We start from the raw sequence: 16,483 nt of genomic DNA on the forward strand, positions 1-16,483 counted from the left end.
TGGCATCGTGACCGCATGGATTCCGGCGAACGCCCGGCCTTGCGGCTGGTTCCCGCGCCGGTCGCGGCGCCGTCCGACGCCGGGCCGGTGCTCGGCGCGGTCGAACTGCTCCCCGGACGCGTCCGCGCCGCGCTGCTGGATCTCGCGGGCGGGGTGCGGTGGCGCGCCGAAGCGACCTACGCGCGCACCGCCGCCCCGGCGGGCATCGCGGCCGCGCTCGCCGAAGCGACCCGGTTCCCGACCGCGCCGGCCGCGATCGGCGTCGCCTCCGCCGGGCTGGTCGACGCCGGCTCGGGGACGATCATCGAGGTGCACGAGGTGCCGGCGCTGCACGGCTACCCGATCGCCGAGGTGCTCGGCGGCCTGGCCGGGGTCCCGGTCCACGTCGAGCACCGCGCCCGCTTGCAGGTCCTCGGCGACCGCTGGTTCGGGCCGGGCCAGGGCCGCAGCACGTTCGCGTCGGTCTCGACCGGCGAAGTGCTCGGCGTCGGCCTGCTGTTCGACGGCGAAGTCCTCGCCCCGCCCGGCGGCCGCAGCGGCGCGCACATGACGGTCGCCGCGAGCGGCCGCGAATGCACCTGCGGTGCGCGCGGCTGCTGGAAAACCGTCGCGACCACGCCGTGGCTGCGCGGCGAAGCCCAGCGGCGGGGACTCGCCGCGCGGACCGTGCGCGAACTCGCCGGCGACCCGCTCCTGGACGAGTACGCGGGCAACATCGCGCTCGGACTGGTGAACATCCAGCAGCTTTTCGCCCCGGGTTTGTTCGTCCTGCACGGCGAAGCCGCCGAGGGCGGCGACCCGTTCCGCGCCCGCATCGAGCAGCGGCTGCGCGAGGACTCGTCGTGGGCCACCGGCGCCGAACCGCCGCGGGTGGTCGTGAACGAGAGCCCCGCCGACGACGTCGCCCTTCTCGGCGGCGCCGGTCTGGTCCTGTCGAAGCTCTGAACTCACGAAGCCACCCGCCGGCGGGCTCGCGGGTCCGGGTTCGGCACCGCGTCCAGCAGGGTCCGCGTGTACTCGTGCTCCGGCGCGCGGAACAGCCGGTCCGCCGGGGCGAGCTCCACCACCTGCCCGGCGCGCATCACCGCCACCCGGTCCGCGATCTGCTGCACCACGGCCAGGTTGTGCGACACGAACAGGTACGTCAGCCCGAACCGGCGCTGCAGGTCCGCGAGCAGTTCGAGAACCTGCGCCTGCACCGAGACGTCCAGCGCGCTCGTCGGCTCGTCCAGCACCACCAGCCGCGGCCGCACCGCCAGCGCCCGTGCGACCGAGATCCGCTGGCGCTGCCCGCCGGAGAACTCGTGCGGGTAGCGGTCCTGCATCCGCGGCGAAAGCCCGACGGCGGCGAGCAGCTCGCCGACGCGTTCCCGCAGCTTCGCCCGGCCGCGCCGGCCGCGCATCCCGCGTTCGTGCGTCACCAGCGGTTCGGCCACCACGTCGGTGATCCGCCACCGCGGATTCATGCTGGAGTAGGGATCCTGCAGCACCACCTGCATCTCCCGCCGCGCTTTCCGCAGCTGCGCGGCGGGCATCGCGAACAGGTCCGCGCCGGCGAAGCGCACCGAACCGGCGCTCGGTTCCTCCAGCCGCAGCAGCAGCCGGGTCAGCGTGGTCTTCCCGGAGCCCGATTCCCCTACCACGGCAAGGGTTTCCCCGGTGCGCACGTCGAGATCGACGCCGTCCACCGCGGCCAGCGCGCCGTACTGTTTCCGCAGCCCGCGCATCTCCACGAGGTTCGTCATACCCGCTCCAGTTTCGGCGTCGCACGCAGCAGCTCGCGCGTGTAGTCCTCCTGCGGCTGCTCGAAAACCGGGACCACGTCGCCGGTCTCCACCACCTGTCCCGACCGCAGCACCACGACCCGGTCGGCGACCTCGGCGACGACGCCCAGATCGTGCGTGATGAGCACGATCGCCATGCCGTGCTTGCGCTGCAGGCCGACCAGCAGGTCGAGGATCCGCGCCTGCACGGTCACGTCCAGCGCCGTCGTCGGTTCGTCCGCGATCAGCACCCGCGGCCGTCCGACGAGCGCCATCGCGATCATCACGCGCTGCCGGAGCCCGCCGGAGAGCTGGTGCGGGTACTGGCCGGCGCGTCGCTCGGGATCGGGAATCCCGGCCTCCCGCAACGCTTCCACCGCCGCCGCGCGCGCCCGCGCCCGCGTCGCGCCCTGGTGCCGGCGCAGCACCTCGGCCACCTGCGCGCCGACGCGCTTGACCGGGTTCAGGCTGGTCATCGGGTCCTGGAACACCATAGCGACGTCGTTGCCGCGGATCCGCCGGAGTTCCTTCTCCGGCAAGCGAAGCACGTCGCGTCCGTCGAGACGCACCTCTCCCCCGGCGTACACGCACGGCGGTTCCGGGTTGAGCCGCAGCACCGACAGCGCCGTCGCGGTCTTGCCGCTGCCCGATTCCCCCACCACCGCAAGGGTTTCCCCGGCTTCCACGGCGAAACTCACGCCGTCGGCGGCCACCACGGTCCCGGTCGCGAGGCGGAATTCGATCCGCAGGTCGTCGATCTCCAGCAGAGCGCTCATGAGCGGTACGCCTTCGGGTCCGCGACGTCGCGCAGGACGTCGCCGGTCAGGTTGACAGACAGCGCGGTGAGCATCAGCGCCAGTCCGGGGAACACCGCGACCCACCACGACGTGCCGAGGTACAGCTGGCCGTCGCTGAGCATCCCGCCCCAGGTCACGGTCTGTTTCGGCACGCCGAGGCCGAGGTAGCTCAGCGAGGCCTCGGCCACGATCGCCGCGGCGACGTGCAGCGTGCCGATCGTGGCCAGCGGGGCCAGCACGTTCGGCAGCAGGTGCCGGCGCATGATCGTCCCGCCGCGCACGCCGATCGCCCGCGCCTCGGTGACGAACTCCCTGGTGCGCAAGGAAAGCACCTCGGACCGGATGACCCGGGCGTAGGACACCCAGCCGGTGAAGCCGAGCACCAGCACGACGTACCACAGCCCGGAGCCGAGGAAGCCGACGACGGCGAGCGCGAGCAGGATCGACGGGAACGCGAGCTGGATGTCGGCGATCCGCATGAGGATCCGGTCGAACCAGCCGCCGAGGTAGCCGGCGACCAGCCCGATCGCCGCGCCGACCAGCCCGGCCAGCAGCGCCGCGCACGCGCCCACGAGCAGCGAAACGCGGGCGCCGTAAAAGAGCCGGGACAGGATGTCGCGGCCGAGCTGGTCGGTGCCGAGCAGATGCGCGGACGAGCCGCCGTGCGCCCAGGCCGGCGGATGGAGCCGCACCAAAAGATCTTGCGCGCCCGGATCGTACGGGGCGATCAGCGGCGCGAAGACCGCGACCAGCACCATCAGCGCGAGGACGGTGATCGCGACGACGCCCAGTTTGTTGCGCAGTACCGCACGCACCACGCTGGGCCGGGCGGTCGGGACGGCTGCGGTCACGGCGGTCATGCGGTCACCCGCACCCTCGGATCGAGCAGCGTGTAGGACAGGTCGACAAGCAGGTTCACGACGACGAACGTGGCCGCGAAGAACAGCACGGCCGCTTGCACGAGCGGGAAATCGCGGTTCTGGATGGCCTCGACGGTCAACCGGCCCAGCCCCGGCCAGGAGAACACCTGCTCGGTGAGGATCGCGCCGCCGAGCAGGGTGCCGACCTCGAGCCCGACCACGGTGACCACCGGCAGCGCGGCGTTGCGCAGGCCGTGCGAGAGGACGACTCCCGCGGTGCCGAGGCCTTTGGCCCGGGCGGTGCGGATGAAATCCGAACCGAGCACGTCGATCAGCGACGACCGCAGCAGCCGGGCGATCACCGCGACCGAGTACACCGCGAGCGTGACCGCGGGCAGGATCAGGTGCTCCAGCCCGCCGTACCCGGACGCGGGCAGCACCTGCCACTGCACGGCGAACACCAGGATCAGCAGGATGCCGACCCAGAACGCGGGCGTCGACTGTCCGATGAGGACGCCCGTCATCACGCCGGAATCGCCCGCGCGGCCCCGCCTCGTCGCCGCGTAGGTGCCCGCCGGAACAGCGATCGCCAGCGCGACCAGCAGCGCGGCCCCGGCGAGTTCGAGCGTCGCCGGCACGCGGGAGAACAGGACCTCCGAGACCGGCTGGTCGTACACCAGCGACGTGCCCAGCCGCAGGCGCGGCAGCCCGCCGAGGTAGTCGAGGTATTGCGCGAGCAGCGGCCGGTCCAGGCCGAGGCTCGCCCGCAGGGTCGCTTCCTGGTGCGCGGTCGCGTCCGGCGGCAGGATCAGCTTCACCGGGTCGCCGGAGAGCCGGACGAGGAAAAACGCCGCGGTGGCCACGAAAAACAGCACGACGACGGCGGTCGCCACCTTGGTCGCGACCGCGCGCAGCACGCCGGTCCCGGCCGCGGCCGGACGGGAGACGGGGACGGCCGGGGCGGTCACGAGGCCACCTGCGCCCGGGCCATGGCGAGCAGGCCGACGACGCCCGGCTGCCACCGCGGTCGCGTGTTGACCGCGTAGATCGTGTCGATCTGGTAGAGGAACACGAACGGAGCCTCCTGGTTCAGCAGATGCTGGAGGCCGGTGAACGCGCGCTGCCGGTCGGCGGGCACGAGCGACTGCTCCTCGACGTCCACGAGCCGGTCGGCTTCGGCGTTGCGCCACCGGCTCTGCCTGCGGTCGTGGCGGACGTTGGACTGCACGAGGCTTTCCGCGTCGAGCGTCCAGCCGGTGCTGGCGGCGAGGTAGATCGGGCCGAGCGCGCCGCGGTTGTTCGAGGTCAGCCGGCTGCTGTAGGTGCCGGGGTCGACCAGTTCCACCTGGGCGCGCACCCCGGCGCGGGCGAGCAGGCCGGAGATCGCCTCGGCGGTGTTGGCGTCGGCGGTCTGCGCGGTGAGCGTGGTGTCGAAGCCGTTCGGGAAACCGGCCTCGGCGAGGAGCCGTTTCGCGAGGCCGACGTCGCGGGAGTACGGCCGGATCGACGGGTCGAAGCCGAACGCTTCGCGCGGGAACATCGTCGGCACCTCGCGGGCCTTGCCGTCGAGCACCGCTTTGATCAGCAGCGGCACGTCGACGGCGTGGTTGAGCGCCCGGCGCACGCGCACGTCGCGCAGCGGGCCGGCGGTGGTGTCGAGCGACAGGTACGACGTGCGGATGCCCGGGCAGTGCCGGATCTCGACGCCGCGGTATCCCTGGATCTGCAAGGCGGCGTCCGGGGTCAGGTTCGCGACGATGTCGACCTGGTCGCTCTGCAGCGACGCCAGCGCCGACGACGGATCCGGCATCGGCAGGAAGACCAGCTCGTCGAACGCCGGTTTCCCGTCCCAGTACGCGGGATTCGCGCGCATCCGCGTCTGGTGGTCGCGCTGGAACTCGACGAACGTGAACGGCCCGGTGCCGACCGGATGCTTCGCGAAGCCGGCGTTGCCGACCTGCCGGAGGTAGCCCGGGGGCACCACGACCCCGCCGAACAGCGAGACCTTCGCCGGCAGGATCGGGTCCGGTTCGCTGAGGTGCAGGTCGACGGTCAGGTCGTCGGCGACTGTCGCTTTCTTGACGTAGCGCAGCTCGACGATCGGCGATTTCGTCGCCGGGTCCAGCAGCCGCTGCACGCTGAACGCGACCGCGTGCGCGTCGCAGGGCTCGCCGTTGTGGAAGCGCACGCCGGGCCGCAGCCGGAACCGCCAGGTCAGCCGGTCGAGCGGGGACCAGGACAGCGCGAGGCCGGGGGCGAGCTGGTTGCCCGGCCCGCGCGTGGTGAGCGTGTCGAACAGGTTGACCAGCACGTTCATCGAGGTCAGATCGCCCTGTTTCTGCGGGTCCAGCGTCTTCGGGTCGGCGGTCTGGGCGACGCGCAGCACGCGGCCGGGACTGCCCGTCGCGGTGCCGCACGCGGTGAGCGCGGCGGGCAGGGCGACTGCGGGCAGCGTCAGCCCGGTCAGCCGGAGCGCCGTGCGGCGGGACAGGCGGGGAGGTGGGGCCACGGGATCTTCCTTTCCGTGGGGTGACATCTCATTCCGTCAGATGGAACGGGATTGCGCTAAGGTAGGCGGCGTGAAGAACGCTGTCAACGGTTCGTCCGGCACCGGACGGGCCGAGCCCCGCGGTGCCGTCGACAAGGCCCTGGAGGTCCTCGCCGCGCTGTCGCGACCGGGCGGGCCGCACCGGCTCGCCGACCTCGCCGAGGCCTGCGACCTGCCGAAACCGACCACGCACCGGATGCTGCAGACGTTCGCCGAAGCCGGCTTCGCGGCCGGGCTCGGCGGCGGCCGGTACACCGTCGGACCGCGGCTGCTGGGGATGTCGGCGGCGGTGCTCGCGGCGCGTCCGGCGATCCGGCCGATCCTCGCCGACCTGCGGCGGCGGACCGGGCACACCGTCCACTACGCGGTACGGCACGCGGACCGCGCGGTGTACGTGGACAAGCTCGAACCGGACCAGGCGTACCGGCTCAACACCCGTCCTGGCGGCGAGGTTCCCCTCTACTGCACCGGTGTCGGCCGCGCGATCCTTTCCCGGCTGTCGCCGCCGGAAGTCGCGGCCGTGCTCGACGCCGCGCCGCTGCGCGCCCGCACGCCTAAGACAATCACGGACCCGGCGGAAATCCGGGCGTCTCTGACCACTGTGGACACTCTTGGCTACGTCGTCGACGACGAGCAGCACGAACAGCACGTCCGTTGTGTCGCCGCTCCCGTGCTGGCCGCGGACGGACAGGTGGCGGGTGCGGTCAGCGTGGCCGGGTTGACGTTCACCTTGCCGCCCGACAGTTTCCCGACGCTCGGTCCGCTCGTCGCCGAGGCGGCGAACCGGGTTTCGGCGGCGCTGAGCAGTGCGCCGGTCCGGCTGGCGCCCGATGAGGACTGAGCTGGCGGAGATCTTGGCGCGCGGCCGGGAGAATCGCGTCTATTCCGCCGCCGCGTGGTCGGTCGGCACCGCGGACGGCGTGCTCGACCGGGGTCTGCTCGGCACGCTCTGGCGGGACGGCCCCGCGGTCGCCGAGAACAGCCGATGGGATCTGGCTTCGGTGACCAAACCGGTCATCGGGATGGTCGTCGGCGCGCTCGCCGACCGCGGCTCGTTGTCCTTCGACGATCCCGTTTCCCGGCACCTGCCGTCGTACCCCGCCGAGATCACGGTCCGGCAGCTGCTGACGCACACGTCCGGGCTTCCGGGCGGAACTCCGTTGTGGCGCACCCATTCCACCCGTTCGGACCTGCTCGAAGCCATCCGCGTCGGACCGCGCCGCACGGACGGCCAGGTCGAATACTCGTCGCAGGGCTTCATCCTGCTCGGCCTGGTCGCCGAAGCCGCCGGACGCGCACCGCTGGACCAGCTCGTCGCCGACCTGGTCAGCAAGCCGGCCGGCCTCGCGGCGACCGGCTTCGGGCCGGTGCCGGACGCTGTCGCTACGGAGGACTGCCCGTGGCGCGGCCACGTCGTCCGCGGCGAGGTGCACGACGAGAACGCCGTGGTGCTGGGCGGAATCTGCGGCCACGCCGGGCTGTTCTCCACCCTGTCCGATATGGAGCGCTGGGCACAGCTTCTCGCCGCGGGCGCCGCTCCCCTGCTCAAACCCGGGACGCACGCGGAAATGATCGCCTGCCAGACCCCCGGGCTGAACCCGCGCCGCGGTCTCGCCTGGCAGTGCCTGGACGTGCCCGGCTCCCCGGTGGGCACCGAGCTGGCACGGGATTCGTACGGGCACACGGGATTCACCGGAACCAGTGTGTGGTTCGAACCCGGCCGGGGCCGGTACTACGTGCTCCTCACCAACCGGGTCCACCCCACCCGCACGACGCCCGGAATCGAAACCGTGCGCCGAGAATTCCACTCCGCGGCTGTGCGGCTGTAGAGCGGAACCCAGTCAACCGGCCGGGTCGTCGGTGTTCGCCAGCGTTTCCGCCATGCGTTCGGCGAGGCGCAGTGCCCGGCGGTCGTCGAACCGTGCTCCTTGGACGGTCAGCCCGACCGGAAGACCTTCCGCGGGGATGGCCAGCGGGAAGGTGACCATGGGCGCCCCGAGCATCGCGCCCGGCGTTGTGTTCCGGGTGTACAGCTCGAAAGCGTCGATGCGGCTGCCCAGATGCTCCACCGGCCCGTCGCTGTCGGCGGGCGGTGCTGGCGCGGGCGTGGCGGGAAATGCGAGCGCGTCGAGTGCGTGCTTGCGCAGCAGTTCCGCGTAGCACGCTCGCGCTTGCTCGGTTTGCTGCTGGGCTATCGCGTACGCGTCGGGCGGCACCGGGGACTCCAGCTCCGCTTCCAGGATCTGCCGGACATCAGGACTGCGCACCTCCGCGGCCAGCCGGGCGAACGCCTGCTCCGCGTTCAGGCCCAGGGCCCGGGCGGCGACGTCGCCGAGCAGCCGGCGGGCTTCCCAGCAGACGATCGGCATAGCCGCCGCACGGGTCAGCTCCCACACCTCCGAAAGCGTCACCGGCACCAGCTCGACAGTGTCCGCGAGCGCGTCCAAGGCCGAATCGACCGCCGCTTGCGTACTGGGGTGCAGCTCGCGGACCAGTTCCGCGGGCACTCCGATCCGCGGCCGCGAAGCGTCCTCGGCCGTCGCTCCGCCGAGCATCGCCAGGTCGAGCTCGGCGAGGCGCCGCACCGACCGCGCGAAGACCCCGGGGGCGTCCCGCGTCCACGACAGGCCGACGATGCCCGCGGTCGGCCAGCGTCCGGTGCTGGGACGGAACCCGGCGACCCCGCACAGACTGGCCGGGATCGAGATCGAGCCCCCGGTGTCCGTGCCCAGCGCGACCTCGGCATGGCCGCGCGCGACGACCGCGGCGCTGCCGCCCGAGGAACCCCCTGCCAGACGATCCGGACGGCCGGGCAAGCGCACCGCGCCATAAGACGCGTTCCGGGAAGTGATCCCGAAGGCGAGTTCGTGCATGTTCGCCATGCCTACGACCACCGCGCCGGAGCGGCGCAGCAGCGCGACAACCGGGGCGTCCGCCTCCTCCGGCCCGAGGTCCAGCAGCTCGCACCCCGCGGACCGGCGCAGTCCGCGCACCGCGATATTCGCTTTCACCGCGAGCGGATACGGCTTCCCGCCCGCCAACGGCGACTGGGCGGCGATTTCCTCGGCAGTGCAGGTTTGCGTCCACTCCCCTGGTTCCGGTCGTTCGACCGGGTCCAGGACGGAAGCGCGGGCGAGGGCGGCGGAAAGCGGCATCCGGGGCTCCTTTGCGGCGAATGAGGCTTGTCCGGAAGTCTCGGCCCGCCGGGTGTTCGCCGCCATCGTCAATTCTGATGATGGCGGAGGTGATACGCCGCCAGCGCAGCGCGGTTGGGCGCGCCGGTCTTGGCGAACGCGTTGCTCAGGTGCGTCCGCAAGGTCGGCGGCGCGATGCCGAGAGCCGCGGCGATCTGCTTGTCGCTGTACCCGTCCGCGACCAGCGCAGCCACCTGGGCTTCGCGCCGGGACAGCGGCTTCTGCCCGGACGGAGCCTCCCGGGGCCAGACCCGGGCGACCAGGTCCCCGAAAGACCGGAACACCCGCGCGTCCGCCTCGGTGAACGCGCGGCCGTCACGTCCCCGCCACACCCGCAGATCCACCGAACCGGGACCGGCGCCGGCCGGGAAGTAGTTCATGCCGTGGTACATGCCGCCGCGATGCAGGAAGTCCTGGACGAACTCCGCGCAGACCCCGGTGCCCGGACTGACTCGCGAAGCGCTCCCCCGCGCGAAAAGCCCCGGGGTCAGGTCGTCAACGTGCCGGAAATGCCGGTGGTAGGCGCGAAGCGCGTCGTCGCCGAGGTCAAGCTGAACCGGGTCGGCGTACGGCCCGGACGCATCGCAGACGAAGGAGGCGAAGACGTCCGCCCTCAGCATGCGGCGCAGGACCTCGCCCAACTGGAGGCGCTTCGTCTTCTGTGGCGAGTCCGAGAGGACGACATCGATCGCTTCGCACGTCAGTGCGTACTCCTGGCCCATACTGCCTCGCTCCGGTGCGGGGTAGCGAGCGCGACGCCGGCACCGCTCCGTCGGCTCCTTGCTCGCCCGAGAGTGTACGGGGCCGCCGATGCCGCCCTACCTCCTCGCCAGATCCAGGTTCTTCGTCTCCCGGAACGCGAACCTGACCACCAGCGCGGAAACCACCGCGATCGCCATCAGATAGCAGCCCGGAGCCAGCGAACTGCCGGTGAGAGACACCAGCCAGGTGGCCGCGAACGGGGCTGTCCCGCCGAAGAGCACGTACGCCGCGGTGTAGCCGATCGCCGAGCCGCTGGCGCGAACCGGGCCCGGGAACATCTCCACCATCGCCGGCACGTTCGACGTCCCGATCACCGCGACCAGCACCGCCAGCACCGTGGTTCCCGCGAGCGCCCCGGCGAATCCGGTACGCATCAGCACGAACGCGGGAAGGGTGCAGACCACGAATCCGAGGCACGCCGCCAGCAGCATCCGTTTGCGTCCGAACCGGTCGCTCGCCGAAGCCATGAGAGGGCAGGCAAGGCTGTAGCAGACCATCGATACCACGCTGGCGGTCAGCGCCTGCGTGCGCGAGTAACGCAGTTCGTCGGCCATGTAGCTGATCAGGTAGCTGCTCATCAAGTAGTACGCGATCGCGTTGGTGATGCTGTAGCCGAAGAGCGTGCAGATCTGGCGCTTGTGCGAGCGGACCGCGTCGCGCAATGGCTTGCGCTGCACGGACTCCTCCCGTGCCAGTGCCCGGAACACCGGGCTGTCCTCGACCCTCCGCCGCAGGTACAGCCCGATCAAGCCGAGCGGGCCGGCCAGCAGGAACGGCACCCGCCAGCCCCACGTGTGCAGCGCGTCCGCCGAAAGCGTCGAGGTCAGCAGCACGCCGACGGCCGAGCCGGCGACGCTGGCCAGGCCGACGGTCGCGGGCACCGCGCTGGCGAACCGGGCGCGCCGGCCGTCGGGAGCGTGCTCCATGATGAACGCCGACGCGCCGGTGTACTCGCCGCCGGTGGAAAATCCCTGCGCCGTCCGCAACGCGAACAGCAGAATCGGCGCGGCCACCCCGATCGCGGAGTACGTCGGCAGGACACCCATCAGGAACGTCGCGCCGCTCATCACCAGCACGCTCAGCGCGAGCATCCGGTTGCGGCCGATCCGGTCGCCGTAGTGCCCGAAGAACGCCGCGCCGAGCGGCCGCGCCACGAATCCGCCCGCGAAGATCGCCCACGTCGCCAGCAGCGCCGCGGTCTGGTCGTGCCGGGGGAAGAACTCCGCGGCGATGGTCGAGGACATGGTCGCGTAGGCCGCGGAGTCGAACCATTCGGTGAAATTGCCGATGGCCGACGCGAGCACGATTTTCCGCCTGCCGGCGCGAGCGGCCGCGGGCTGTTCCGTCCGGACGGTCATGGCCGTCTCCTCCTCACTGCGCGCCGGGAGCGCGGTCGCGCCCCCGGAGATCGGCCCGGCGGATCTTGCCGGTGGCGGAGCGGGGCAGCACGTCCACGAACTCGATGTGGCGAGGGTAGGCGAACCGCGAATAGCGTTCCTTGGCGAAGGCGCGGAGTTCGTCGGCGAGCGCGTCGCCGGGTTCGTGCCCCGGCGCGGTCTGCACCCACGCCTTGACCGCCTGGCCGCGCACCGGGTCCGGCACGCCGACCACTCCGGCGTCGGCCACCGCCGGATGCGCGCGCAACGCGTGCTCCACCTCGAACGGGCTGACCCGGTAGCCGGACGTCTTGATCACGTCGTCGATGCGGCCGAGAAACCAGAAGTAGCCGTCCTCGTCGGCGAACGCCTGGTCGCTGGTGTGGTACCAGCGGCCGCCGAACACCGCCGCCGAGTCCTCCGGCCGGTTCCAGTACCCCAGCGGGTACTGCGGGTTCGACCGCGCGCGCAGGCAGATCTCGCCGGCCTCGCCGACGGGCACCGGCTGTTCGTCCGCGTCGAGCAAGGCGACGTCCCAGCCCGGCAGCGGCCTGCCCATCGAACCCGGTTTCACCGCCACGCCGGGAAAATTGCCGACCAGCGGATACGACTCGGTCGAGCCGTAGTAGTCCAGCAGCGGAACGCCGAACTGCTCGGTGAACCACGCGAGGAGATCCGCGGTCAGCGGTTCGTTCGACGAGCACGCCACCCGCAGCTTCTGCGGGTAGCGCAGGCCCGCGTCCGGCACGTCTGCGGCCATCTTGCGCAGCAGCGTCGGATTCACCAGCGCGGTCGTGACCGCGTTGCGGGACATGGCGTCCAGCAGGCCGGCCGCGTCGAACCCGCTCGCCGGACGGTAGACCAGATGCGTCGCGCCCGCCCGCAGCGGGCCGAGCAGCTTCGCCATCGACCACGCCCAATCGCCCGCCCCGTAGAAGACATCGCCGGGACGGAGGTCGTGGCAGTACCGGAACTCGTTGTGCCCCAGCAAGGTCCGGTGGGCGTGCACGATCCCCTTGGCCTGGCCGGTGGTGCCCGAGGTGTAGAAGATCAGCGCCGGATCGTCGGCCGCGGTGTCCGCCGTGGCGAAGACCGGCGGCAGCTCGTCGATCGCCGGATCGTCCACGTCCACGACGTGCCCGGCGAACTCGCCCGCCCGGCCCAGCTCGGCGCGCTCGGTGACCAGCACGGTCGCGCCCGAGTCGGCCAGCCGGTAGCGGATCGGGTCGTCCGCCCACAGCAGGGACATGGTCACCAGGATCGCGCCGGTGCGCAGCACGCCCAGGTAAGCCGCCGGGGTGTCCGGCCGCTGCGGGAGCAGGACCGCGACCCGGTCCCCTGGCCGCACCCCGAGATTCCCCAGGTGCGCGGCGATCCGGCGCGAGCGGTCCTGCACCTCGCCCCACGCCACCTCGCGGTGCGTGCCGGCGTGGTCCTCGAAGATCAGCGCCACGGCGGCCCGGTCGTGCCGGTCGGCCACGTCGGCGGCCATGTTGTAGCGGTCCGGGACGTCCCAGCGTTGCCCCTCGAACAGTTCCTCGTAGCTCATCCCGCCGCCTTCAGCGCCGCTTGCCGGACAGGAAACGCGCCATTTCGCGCTGCGGCTCCCCCGTCGCGTAGGCGTCCGCGTGGATCTTCTTCGCCGCGATCACCGCCTCGGCCAGCGCGTCGTCGTCCAGCTCGCGAAGCCGGGCCTTCGTCAGAGCGACCGCGCCGGGCGGCAGCTCGGCGATCGCGCGCGCCTGGGCGACGGCCGCGTCCAGGACCTCGTCCTCGGGGACCAGCCGGGTGAGCAGGCCGAGGCGCTGCGCTTCTTCCGCGTCGACGAGCCGCGCGGTCAGGACGAGTTCAGTCGTCTTCGCGCGGCCGAGGATCTCCCACATCGCCCAGATCCCGGTGATGCTGGGGATCCCGGAGGCGACCTCGGGCTGCCCCATCGTGACCCCGGCGTGCCCGATGCGCAGGTCGGCGAGCAGCGCGTACTGGAACCCGGAGCCGGCGACGACCCCGTTGACCGCGGCGACGGTCGGCTTGCGCAGTTCCCGCACCGTGCGGAACAACCGGTCGAAGTCGTCGATCCAGGCCTCCGCGGCGGCGTGGTCGCCGGGGTCGATCGCGGCGGTCTCCTCCAGGTCCTGGCCCGCGCAGAACGCCCGCCCGGCCCCGGTGAGCACCACCCCGCGGCAGCCCGGGTCCCGGTCCGCCTCGCGCAAGAGCCCGATCAGCCGCTCCCGCATCGCGTGGGTCCACGCGTTGAGCTTCTCCGGCCGGTTCAGCGTCAGGACGGCGATCTCGTCCCTGCGCTCGAGCAATACGGTTTCGGTCATATCCGGCGTGCCTCCGTTCGTCGTCCCCGTCGCGGACAAGAAGAACAGGCGGCGGACCGCGGTGGCCAACACCAAGTACGACCTCCCGCGATATCGGGTTGATATGGTGCCGCGGATGGAGCTGCGGCATCTGCGGTACTTCGTCGTCCTGAGCGAGGAACTCCACTTCGGCCGGGCCGCGGCCAGGCTGCACATGGCGCAACCGCCGCTGTCCCAACGCATCCGCGATCTCGAGCGGGAACTGGGCGTCGAACTGTTCCACCGCGGGCGCGGCGGAGTGCGGCTCACCGAAGCGGGCGCTCTGCTGCTGGAACACACGCGGCCGGTGCTCGACGGCGTCGACCGGGCGCGCGAGGCGATGCGCCGGATCCTCCCGGGCACGGCGGGCACGCTGCGCGCGGGAATCCCGCCGGACACCGCGCCGGAGGTCCTGCGCACGATCGCCGCCCGCTTCGCCGCACAGGCCCCGGACGTGCTGCTGGAGCTGCACGAAGTCAGCACCGACGAACAGATCGCGCAACTGCGGGAGGGCACGCTCGACGTCGGGATCGTGCGGCACCCGTCCGACACGGTCGGACTGGAATCAGGGCCGGTGCTGTCGCGGCGGCTCGGAGTGGTGCTGCCGGCCGAACACCGGCTCGCCGGATCGGAACTGGTCCGGCTGCGCGATCTCCACGGCGTCCCGCTCGTCGTCTTCCGGCGCGAAATGGCGCCGCGGCTCTACGATCACATCCTCGCGATCTGCCGCGACAACGGCTTCCTCCCCGGCGCGATCCGGCACGCGCGCAACCCGAACTTCACCCACGGGCTGGTCCTCGCCGGAATGGGCGTCCACTTCAACGAAGAGCACCCGCTGCCCGCCGGGCTGACCTGGCGCCCCCTCGACGAGGACCGGCTGCGCTGGTCCAGTTCGGTCGTGTGGGTGCCGACGCGCGCGAACGACGTCATCGCCGGATTCGCCGCGGCGGCGGAGGAAGCTCTTCGCGCTGCCGGGCACAGTCTGTCTATTGTGGACTGATGGGGGGGGGCGCGTGCCGCTCAGGGGCGGGGCAGCGGAAAACTGCCGGTGATTCCCGATCGGTGTCACGCGGTTCCGCGGCGCGCACTGACCGCACAGCCTGCCGCAGCTTTCGATCATGGGCGATCCTTCAGCGGCCGGGGTGCACAGCGAGACAGAGCAGGGCTTGTGAACGTGCGGCCGTCCCGCGTGGCCGTGGCGGTGAGCGCGGTGGCGCATGCCCACCGGTAGCGGGCCAGGGCGATAGCCGCGTTCGCGTCGGGGTAGGGAGCGGTCGCGCCGAGCAGCGCGCTGGCCGCGAGTAGCGCATCCGGGTCGAGGATTCGTGCGGGCACGTTCGCTGCTTCAGCGATTCGGCGGTTCAGCTCCCGAAGCGCCGCATCGCGGACCGACATCAGGCATCTCCTCTCAGCAGTCCCTGACGGACCACCGGCACCAGGAGAAATTCACCTGCCTCGGCTGAGCACCCTGACCGGCGCTAACGCTTGACAAACCGCGACCAGCAACGGAAACCGCTCTGCATACGCAGCAATACCGGTTTCCAGCCGGACCTGAATCAGCGCCCCGCACGCGGAGCGCGCGGGAATGCCGTCGGGAGGACTGTCTCCAGCACCTCCCGACGGCAGCCTCAGGTCAGGACTTGGGCAGCGTCACGCCATACCTCTTGGCCGACAGCGTCGCCGGGAAGAAGCACGACGTCTGGGTGTCTCCGCCGGAGAGGGTGCCGAGGCCCTTGCCTCCGTCGTAGGCCGGGCCGCCGGAGTCGCCGTGGTCGGAGTGGGCGGTCGTGCAGAACTCGTGGTAGACCGTGTAACCCTCGGCTTCGAAGGTGTAGTCGACCTTGGTGACCTTGCCTTCCGTCACGCCGGAGGTGATCCCGGCGCGCTTCATCTGCTCGCCCACCGTCGCGTCGGCGAACTCGGTGATCTTGGTGCCGTCGTTGATCTCGCTCGGACCCTCGCCCGAAGCGTTCTCCACGAGCATGTTGTCTTCGTCGGGGAACACCGCGTCGACGGTCTTGCCGTCGTTCCACGGACCGCCGCCGCCGAGTTTCTCGCAGTGGCCTGCGGACAGGAGCAGCTTCTTGCCGTCCTTCTCCACGTTGAACCCGTTGGAGCAGGACGCTTGGCCGTTGCTGATCTTGTCGCCGCCCTTGATGAACAACGACATCGCACCGGGATGGTGTTCGACGCGGACCATGTCGCCGTACTGGCGGGCGGTCTCGACCAGCGCGTCCTTCTGCGCCTTCGGGGTGGCGTCGTAAACGTCGACGATGACCTGGTTCCGGGCGAGGTCGAGGCCCCAGCCGGCGCTGGGCACGCCGCCGGTGGCGTCCAGGTGCTGTTTGACTGAGCCGAGCTGGCCCAGGCTGTACTTCACCACCTTCGCGTTCAGGCCGGACGCGCGCACCTTGGCCGCGTCGGCGTTGTTCAGCACAGTGACGACCGAAGCGCCGCTGTCGTCGAGGTAGTGCCCGCCGGTGGCGGAGCCCAGGCTGTTCATGACCGCGGCCGGTGTCGCCGCCGCGGACGCTGCGGGCACGGTGGTCACGGAAAGGGCCAGCGCGCCGAACGAACCGATGGCGAGAGCGCTCAGCCTGAAACGTGTCGATCGCATGTGTTTCCTCCTGCGCGGAAGGGGGGAGAAAGGACGTGCACCGAACGGGAAGCCCGGATTCGGTGCTGTGCTCGGCTGACTGCGGAGGCATCTCCTCCCTGGCGCGTCGGGTGACCGGATCGGGACCATGAGCCTCCAGTTCGGGCGGTCCGGACCGTCTCTTCGTTGAAACGGAACGTGATCAACCTCAGGTTTGTGATTCTCGAACAGCTTCAGGGCGG

The 16,483-nt window shown here is 71.4% G+C and carries 16 protein-coding genes; 4 read left to right on the forward strand and 12 right to left on the reverse strand.

Annotated features, from left to right (window positions below; genetic code table 11):
* The first annotated feature begins 15 nt into the window (after positions 1–15).
* The gene (locus H4281_RS33850; RefSeq protein ID WP_220508213.1) at positions 16–945 is read left to right on the forward strand and encodes an ROK family protein; all 930 of its coding nucleotides are present in this window, start codon (positions 16–18) and stop codon (positions 943–945) included.
* Between the two features lie 2 nt (positions 946–947).
* Here the strand turns inward: H4281_RS33850 and H4281_RS33855 are convergent, their stop codons facing one another.
* From H4281_RS33855 to H4281_RS33875, 5 genes are read right to left on the reverse strand one after another with little or no spacing between them, the layout of a single operon-like run.
* Complete coding sequence (locus tag H4281_RS33855; protein WP_182894911.1) at positions 948–1,745, reverse strand: ATP-binding cassette domain-containing protein; 798 nt, start codon at positions 1,743–1,745, stop codon at positions 948–950.
* Positions 1,742–2,539 (reverse strand): ATP-binding cassette domain-containing protein, encoded by a 798-nt coding sequence (locus tag H4281_RS33860; RefSeq protein WP_182894912.1) that lies wholly within the window; start codon positions 2,537–2,539, stop codon positions 1,742–1,744. The genes H4281_RS33855 and H4281_RS33860 overlap by 4 nt, the downstream gene beginning before the upstream one ends.
* On the reverse strand, positions 2,536–3,420 hold the full coding sequence (locus H4281_RS33865; RefSeq protein ID WP_182894913.1) for an ABC transporter permease: 885 nt from the start codon (positions 3,418–3,420) through the stop codon (positions 2,536–2,538). Before H4281_RS33865 ends, H4281_RS33860 begins: the two co-directional genes overlap by 4 nt.
* Complete coding sequence (locus tag H4281_RS33870) at positions 3,417–4,388, reverse strand: ABC transporter permease (protein WP_182894914.1); 972 nt, start codon at positions 4,386–4,388, stop codon at positions 3,417–3,419. Before H4281_RS33870 ends, H4281_RS33865 begins: the two co-directional genes overlap by 4 nt.
* On the reverse strand, positions 4,385–5,929 hold the full coding sequence (locus H4281_RS33875; protein ID WP_312872231.1) for an ABC transporter substrate-binding protein: 1,545 nt from the start codon (positions 5,927–5,929) through the stop codon (positions 4,385–4,387). Before H4281_RS33875 ends, H4281_RS33870 begins: the two co-directional genes overlap by 4 nt.
* Positions 5,930–5,999: 70 nt before the next feature.
* Between H4281_RS33875 and H4281_RS33880 the strand changes: the two genes are divergently transcribed.
* Positions 6,000–6,809: an IclR family transcriptional regulator gene (locus H4281_RS33880; protein ID WP_182894916.1), complete on the forward strand. Its 810-nt coding sequence runs from the start codon at positions 6,000–6,002 to the stop codon at positions 6,807–6,809.
* A complete protein-coding gene (locus H4281_RS33885; protein ID WP_182894917.1) occupies positions 6,799–7,797 on the forward strand; it encodes a serine hydrolase domain-containing protein in 999 nt (332 codons plus the stop codon). Before H4281_RS33880 ends, H4281_RS33885 begins: the two co-directional genes overlap by 11 nt.
* Before the next feature lie 12 nt (positions 7,798–7,809).
* Here the strand turns inward: H4281_RS33885 and H4281_RS33890 are convergent, their stop codons facing one another.
* The 5 genes from H4281_RS33890 to H4281_RS33910 all read right to left on the reverse strand — a co-directional run bounded on the left by H4281_RS33890 (position 7,810) and on the right by H4281_RS33910 (position 13,627).
* Complete coding sequence (locus H4281_RS33890; RefSeq protein ID WP_182894918.1) at positions 7,810–9,123, reverse strand: amidase family protein; 1,314 nt, start codon at positions 9,121–9,123, stop codon at positions 7,810–7,812.
* Between the two features lie 68 nt (positions 9,124–9,191).
* The gene (locus H4281_RS33895; RefSeq protein WP_182894919.1) at positions 9,192–9,884 is read right to left on the reverse strand and encodes a helix-turn-helix transcriptional regulator; all 693 of its coding nucleotides are present in this window, start codon (positions 9,882–9,884) and stop codon (positions 9,192–9,194) included.
* 96 nt (positions 9,885–9,980) lie between these two features.
* Positions 9,981–11,282 carry an MFS transporter gene (locus H4281_RS33900; RefSeq protein ID WP_182894920.1) on the reverse strand — a complete coding sequence of 434 codons (1,302 nt, stop codon included), beginning with the start codon at positions 11,280–11,282 and terminating at the stop codon, positions 9,981–9,983.
* 13 nt (positions 11,283–11,295) lie between these two features.
* Positions 11,296–12,849 (reverse strand): acetate--CoA ligase, encoded by a 1,554-nt coding sequence (locus H4281_RS33905; protein ID WP_182894921.1) that lies wholly within the window; start codon positions 12,847–12,849, stop codon positions 11,296–11,298.
* A gap of 10 nt (positions 12,850–12,859) precedes the next feature.
* Entirely contained in the window at positions 12,860–13,627 is a 768-nt protein-coding gene (locus tag H4281_RS33910) for an enoyl-CoA hydratase/isomerase family protein (protein ID WP_182894922.1), read from the reverse strand.
* Positions 13,628–13,634: 7 nt separating this feature from the next.
* Between H4281_RS33910 and H4281_RS33915 the strand changes: the two genes are divergently transcribed.
* Positions 13,635–14,645, forward strand: a complete 1,011-nt coding sequence (locus H4281_RS33915; protein ID WP_312872232.1) for a LysR family transcriptional regulator — start codon at positions 13,635–13,637, stop codon at positions 14,643–14,645.
* A 116-nt stretch (positions 14,646–14,761) separates the two neighbouring features.
* On the opposite strand, the gene H4281_RS33920 is transcribed toward H4281_RS33915, so the two are convergent.
* Both H4281_RS33920 and H4281_RS33925 read right to left on the reverse strand, forming a co-directional pair.
* A complete protein-coding gene (locus H4281_RS33920; protein ID WP_182894923.1) occupies positions 14,762–15,040 on the reverse strand; it encodes a hypothetical protein in 279 nt (92 codons plus the stop codon).
* Positions 15,041–15,278: 238 nt separating this feature from the next.
* Positions 15,279–16,262 carry a S1 family peptidase gene (locus tag H4281_RS33925; protein ID WP_182894924.1) on the reverse strand — a complete coding sequence of 328 codons (984 nt, stop codon included), beginning with the start codon at positions 16,260–16,262 and terminating at the stop codon, positions 15,279–15,281.
* Positions 16,263–16,483 lie beyond the last annotated feature (221 nt).

The sequence above is a fragment of the Amycolatopsis dendrobii genome (assembly GCF_014145675.1).
GTDB classification, from domain to species: Bacteria; Actinomycetota; Actinomycetes; order Mycobacteriales; family Pseudonocardiaceae; genus Amycolatopsis; species Amycolatopsis dendrobii.

What these genes read in the sequence shown, in the direction of transcription:
- H4281_RS33885 (WP_182894917.1), top strand. Translation starts at nt 6,799, where the DNA reads ATGAGGACTGAGCTGGCGGAGATCTTGGCGCGCGGCCGGGAGAATCGC.
- H4281_RS33895 (WP_182894919.1), bottom strand. Translation starts at nt 9,884, where the DNA reads ATGGGCCAGGAGTACGCACTGACGTGCGAAGCGATCGATGTCGTCCTC.
- H4281_RS33860 (WP_182894912.1), bottom strand. Translation starts at nt 2,539, where the DNA reads ATGAGCGCTCTGCTGGAGATCGACGACCTGCGGATCGAATTCCGCCTC.
- H4281_RS33855 (WP_182894911.1), bottom strand. Translation starts at nt 1,745, where the DNA reads ATGACGAACCTCGTGGAGATGCGCGGGCTGCGGAAACAGTACGGCGCG.
- H4281_RS33865 (WP_182894913.1), bottom strand. Translation starts at nt 3,420, where the DNA reads ATGACCGCCGTGACCGCAGCCGTCCCGACCGCCCGGCCCAGCGTGGTG.
- H4281_RS33910 (WP_182894922.1), bottom strand. Translation starts at nt 13,627, where the DNA reads ATGACCGAAACCGTATTGCTCGAGCGCAGGGACGAGATCGCCGTCCTG.
- H4281_RS33890 (WP_182894918.1), bottom strand. Translation starts at nt 9,123, where the DNA reads ATGCCGCTTTCCGCCGCCCTCGCCCGCGCTTCCGTCCTGGACCCGGTC.
- H4281_RS33850 (WP_220508213.1), top strand. Translation starts at nt 16, where the DNA reads ATGGATTCCGGCGAACGCCCGGCCTTGCGGCTGGTTCCCGCGCCGGTC.
- H4281_RS33925 (WP_182894924.1), bottom strand. Translation starts at nt 16,262, where the DNA reads ATGCGATCGACACGTTTCAGGCTGAGCGCTCTCGCCATCGGTTCGTTC.
- H4281_RS33920 (WP_182894923.1), bottom strand. Translation starts at nt 15,040, where the DNA reads ATGTCGGTCCGCGATGCGGCGCTTCGGGAGCTGAACCGCCGAATCGCT.
- H4281_RS33905 (WP_182894921.1), bottom strand. Translation starts at nt 12,849, where the DNA reads ATGAGCTACGAGGAACTGTTCGAGGGGCAACGCTGGGACGTCCCGGAC.
- H4281_RS33900 (WP_182894920.1), bottom strand. Translation starts at nt 11,282, where the DNA reads ATGACCGTCCGGACGGAACAGCCCGCGGCCGCTCGCGCCGGCAGGCGG.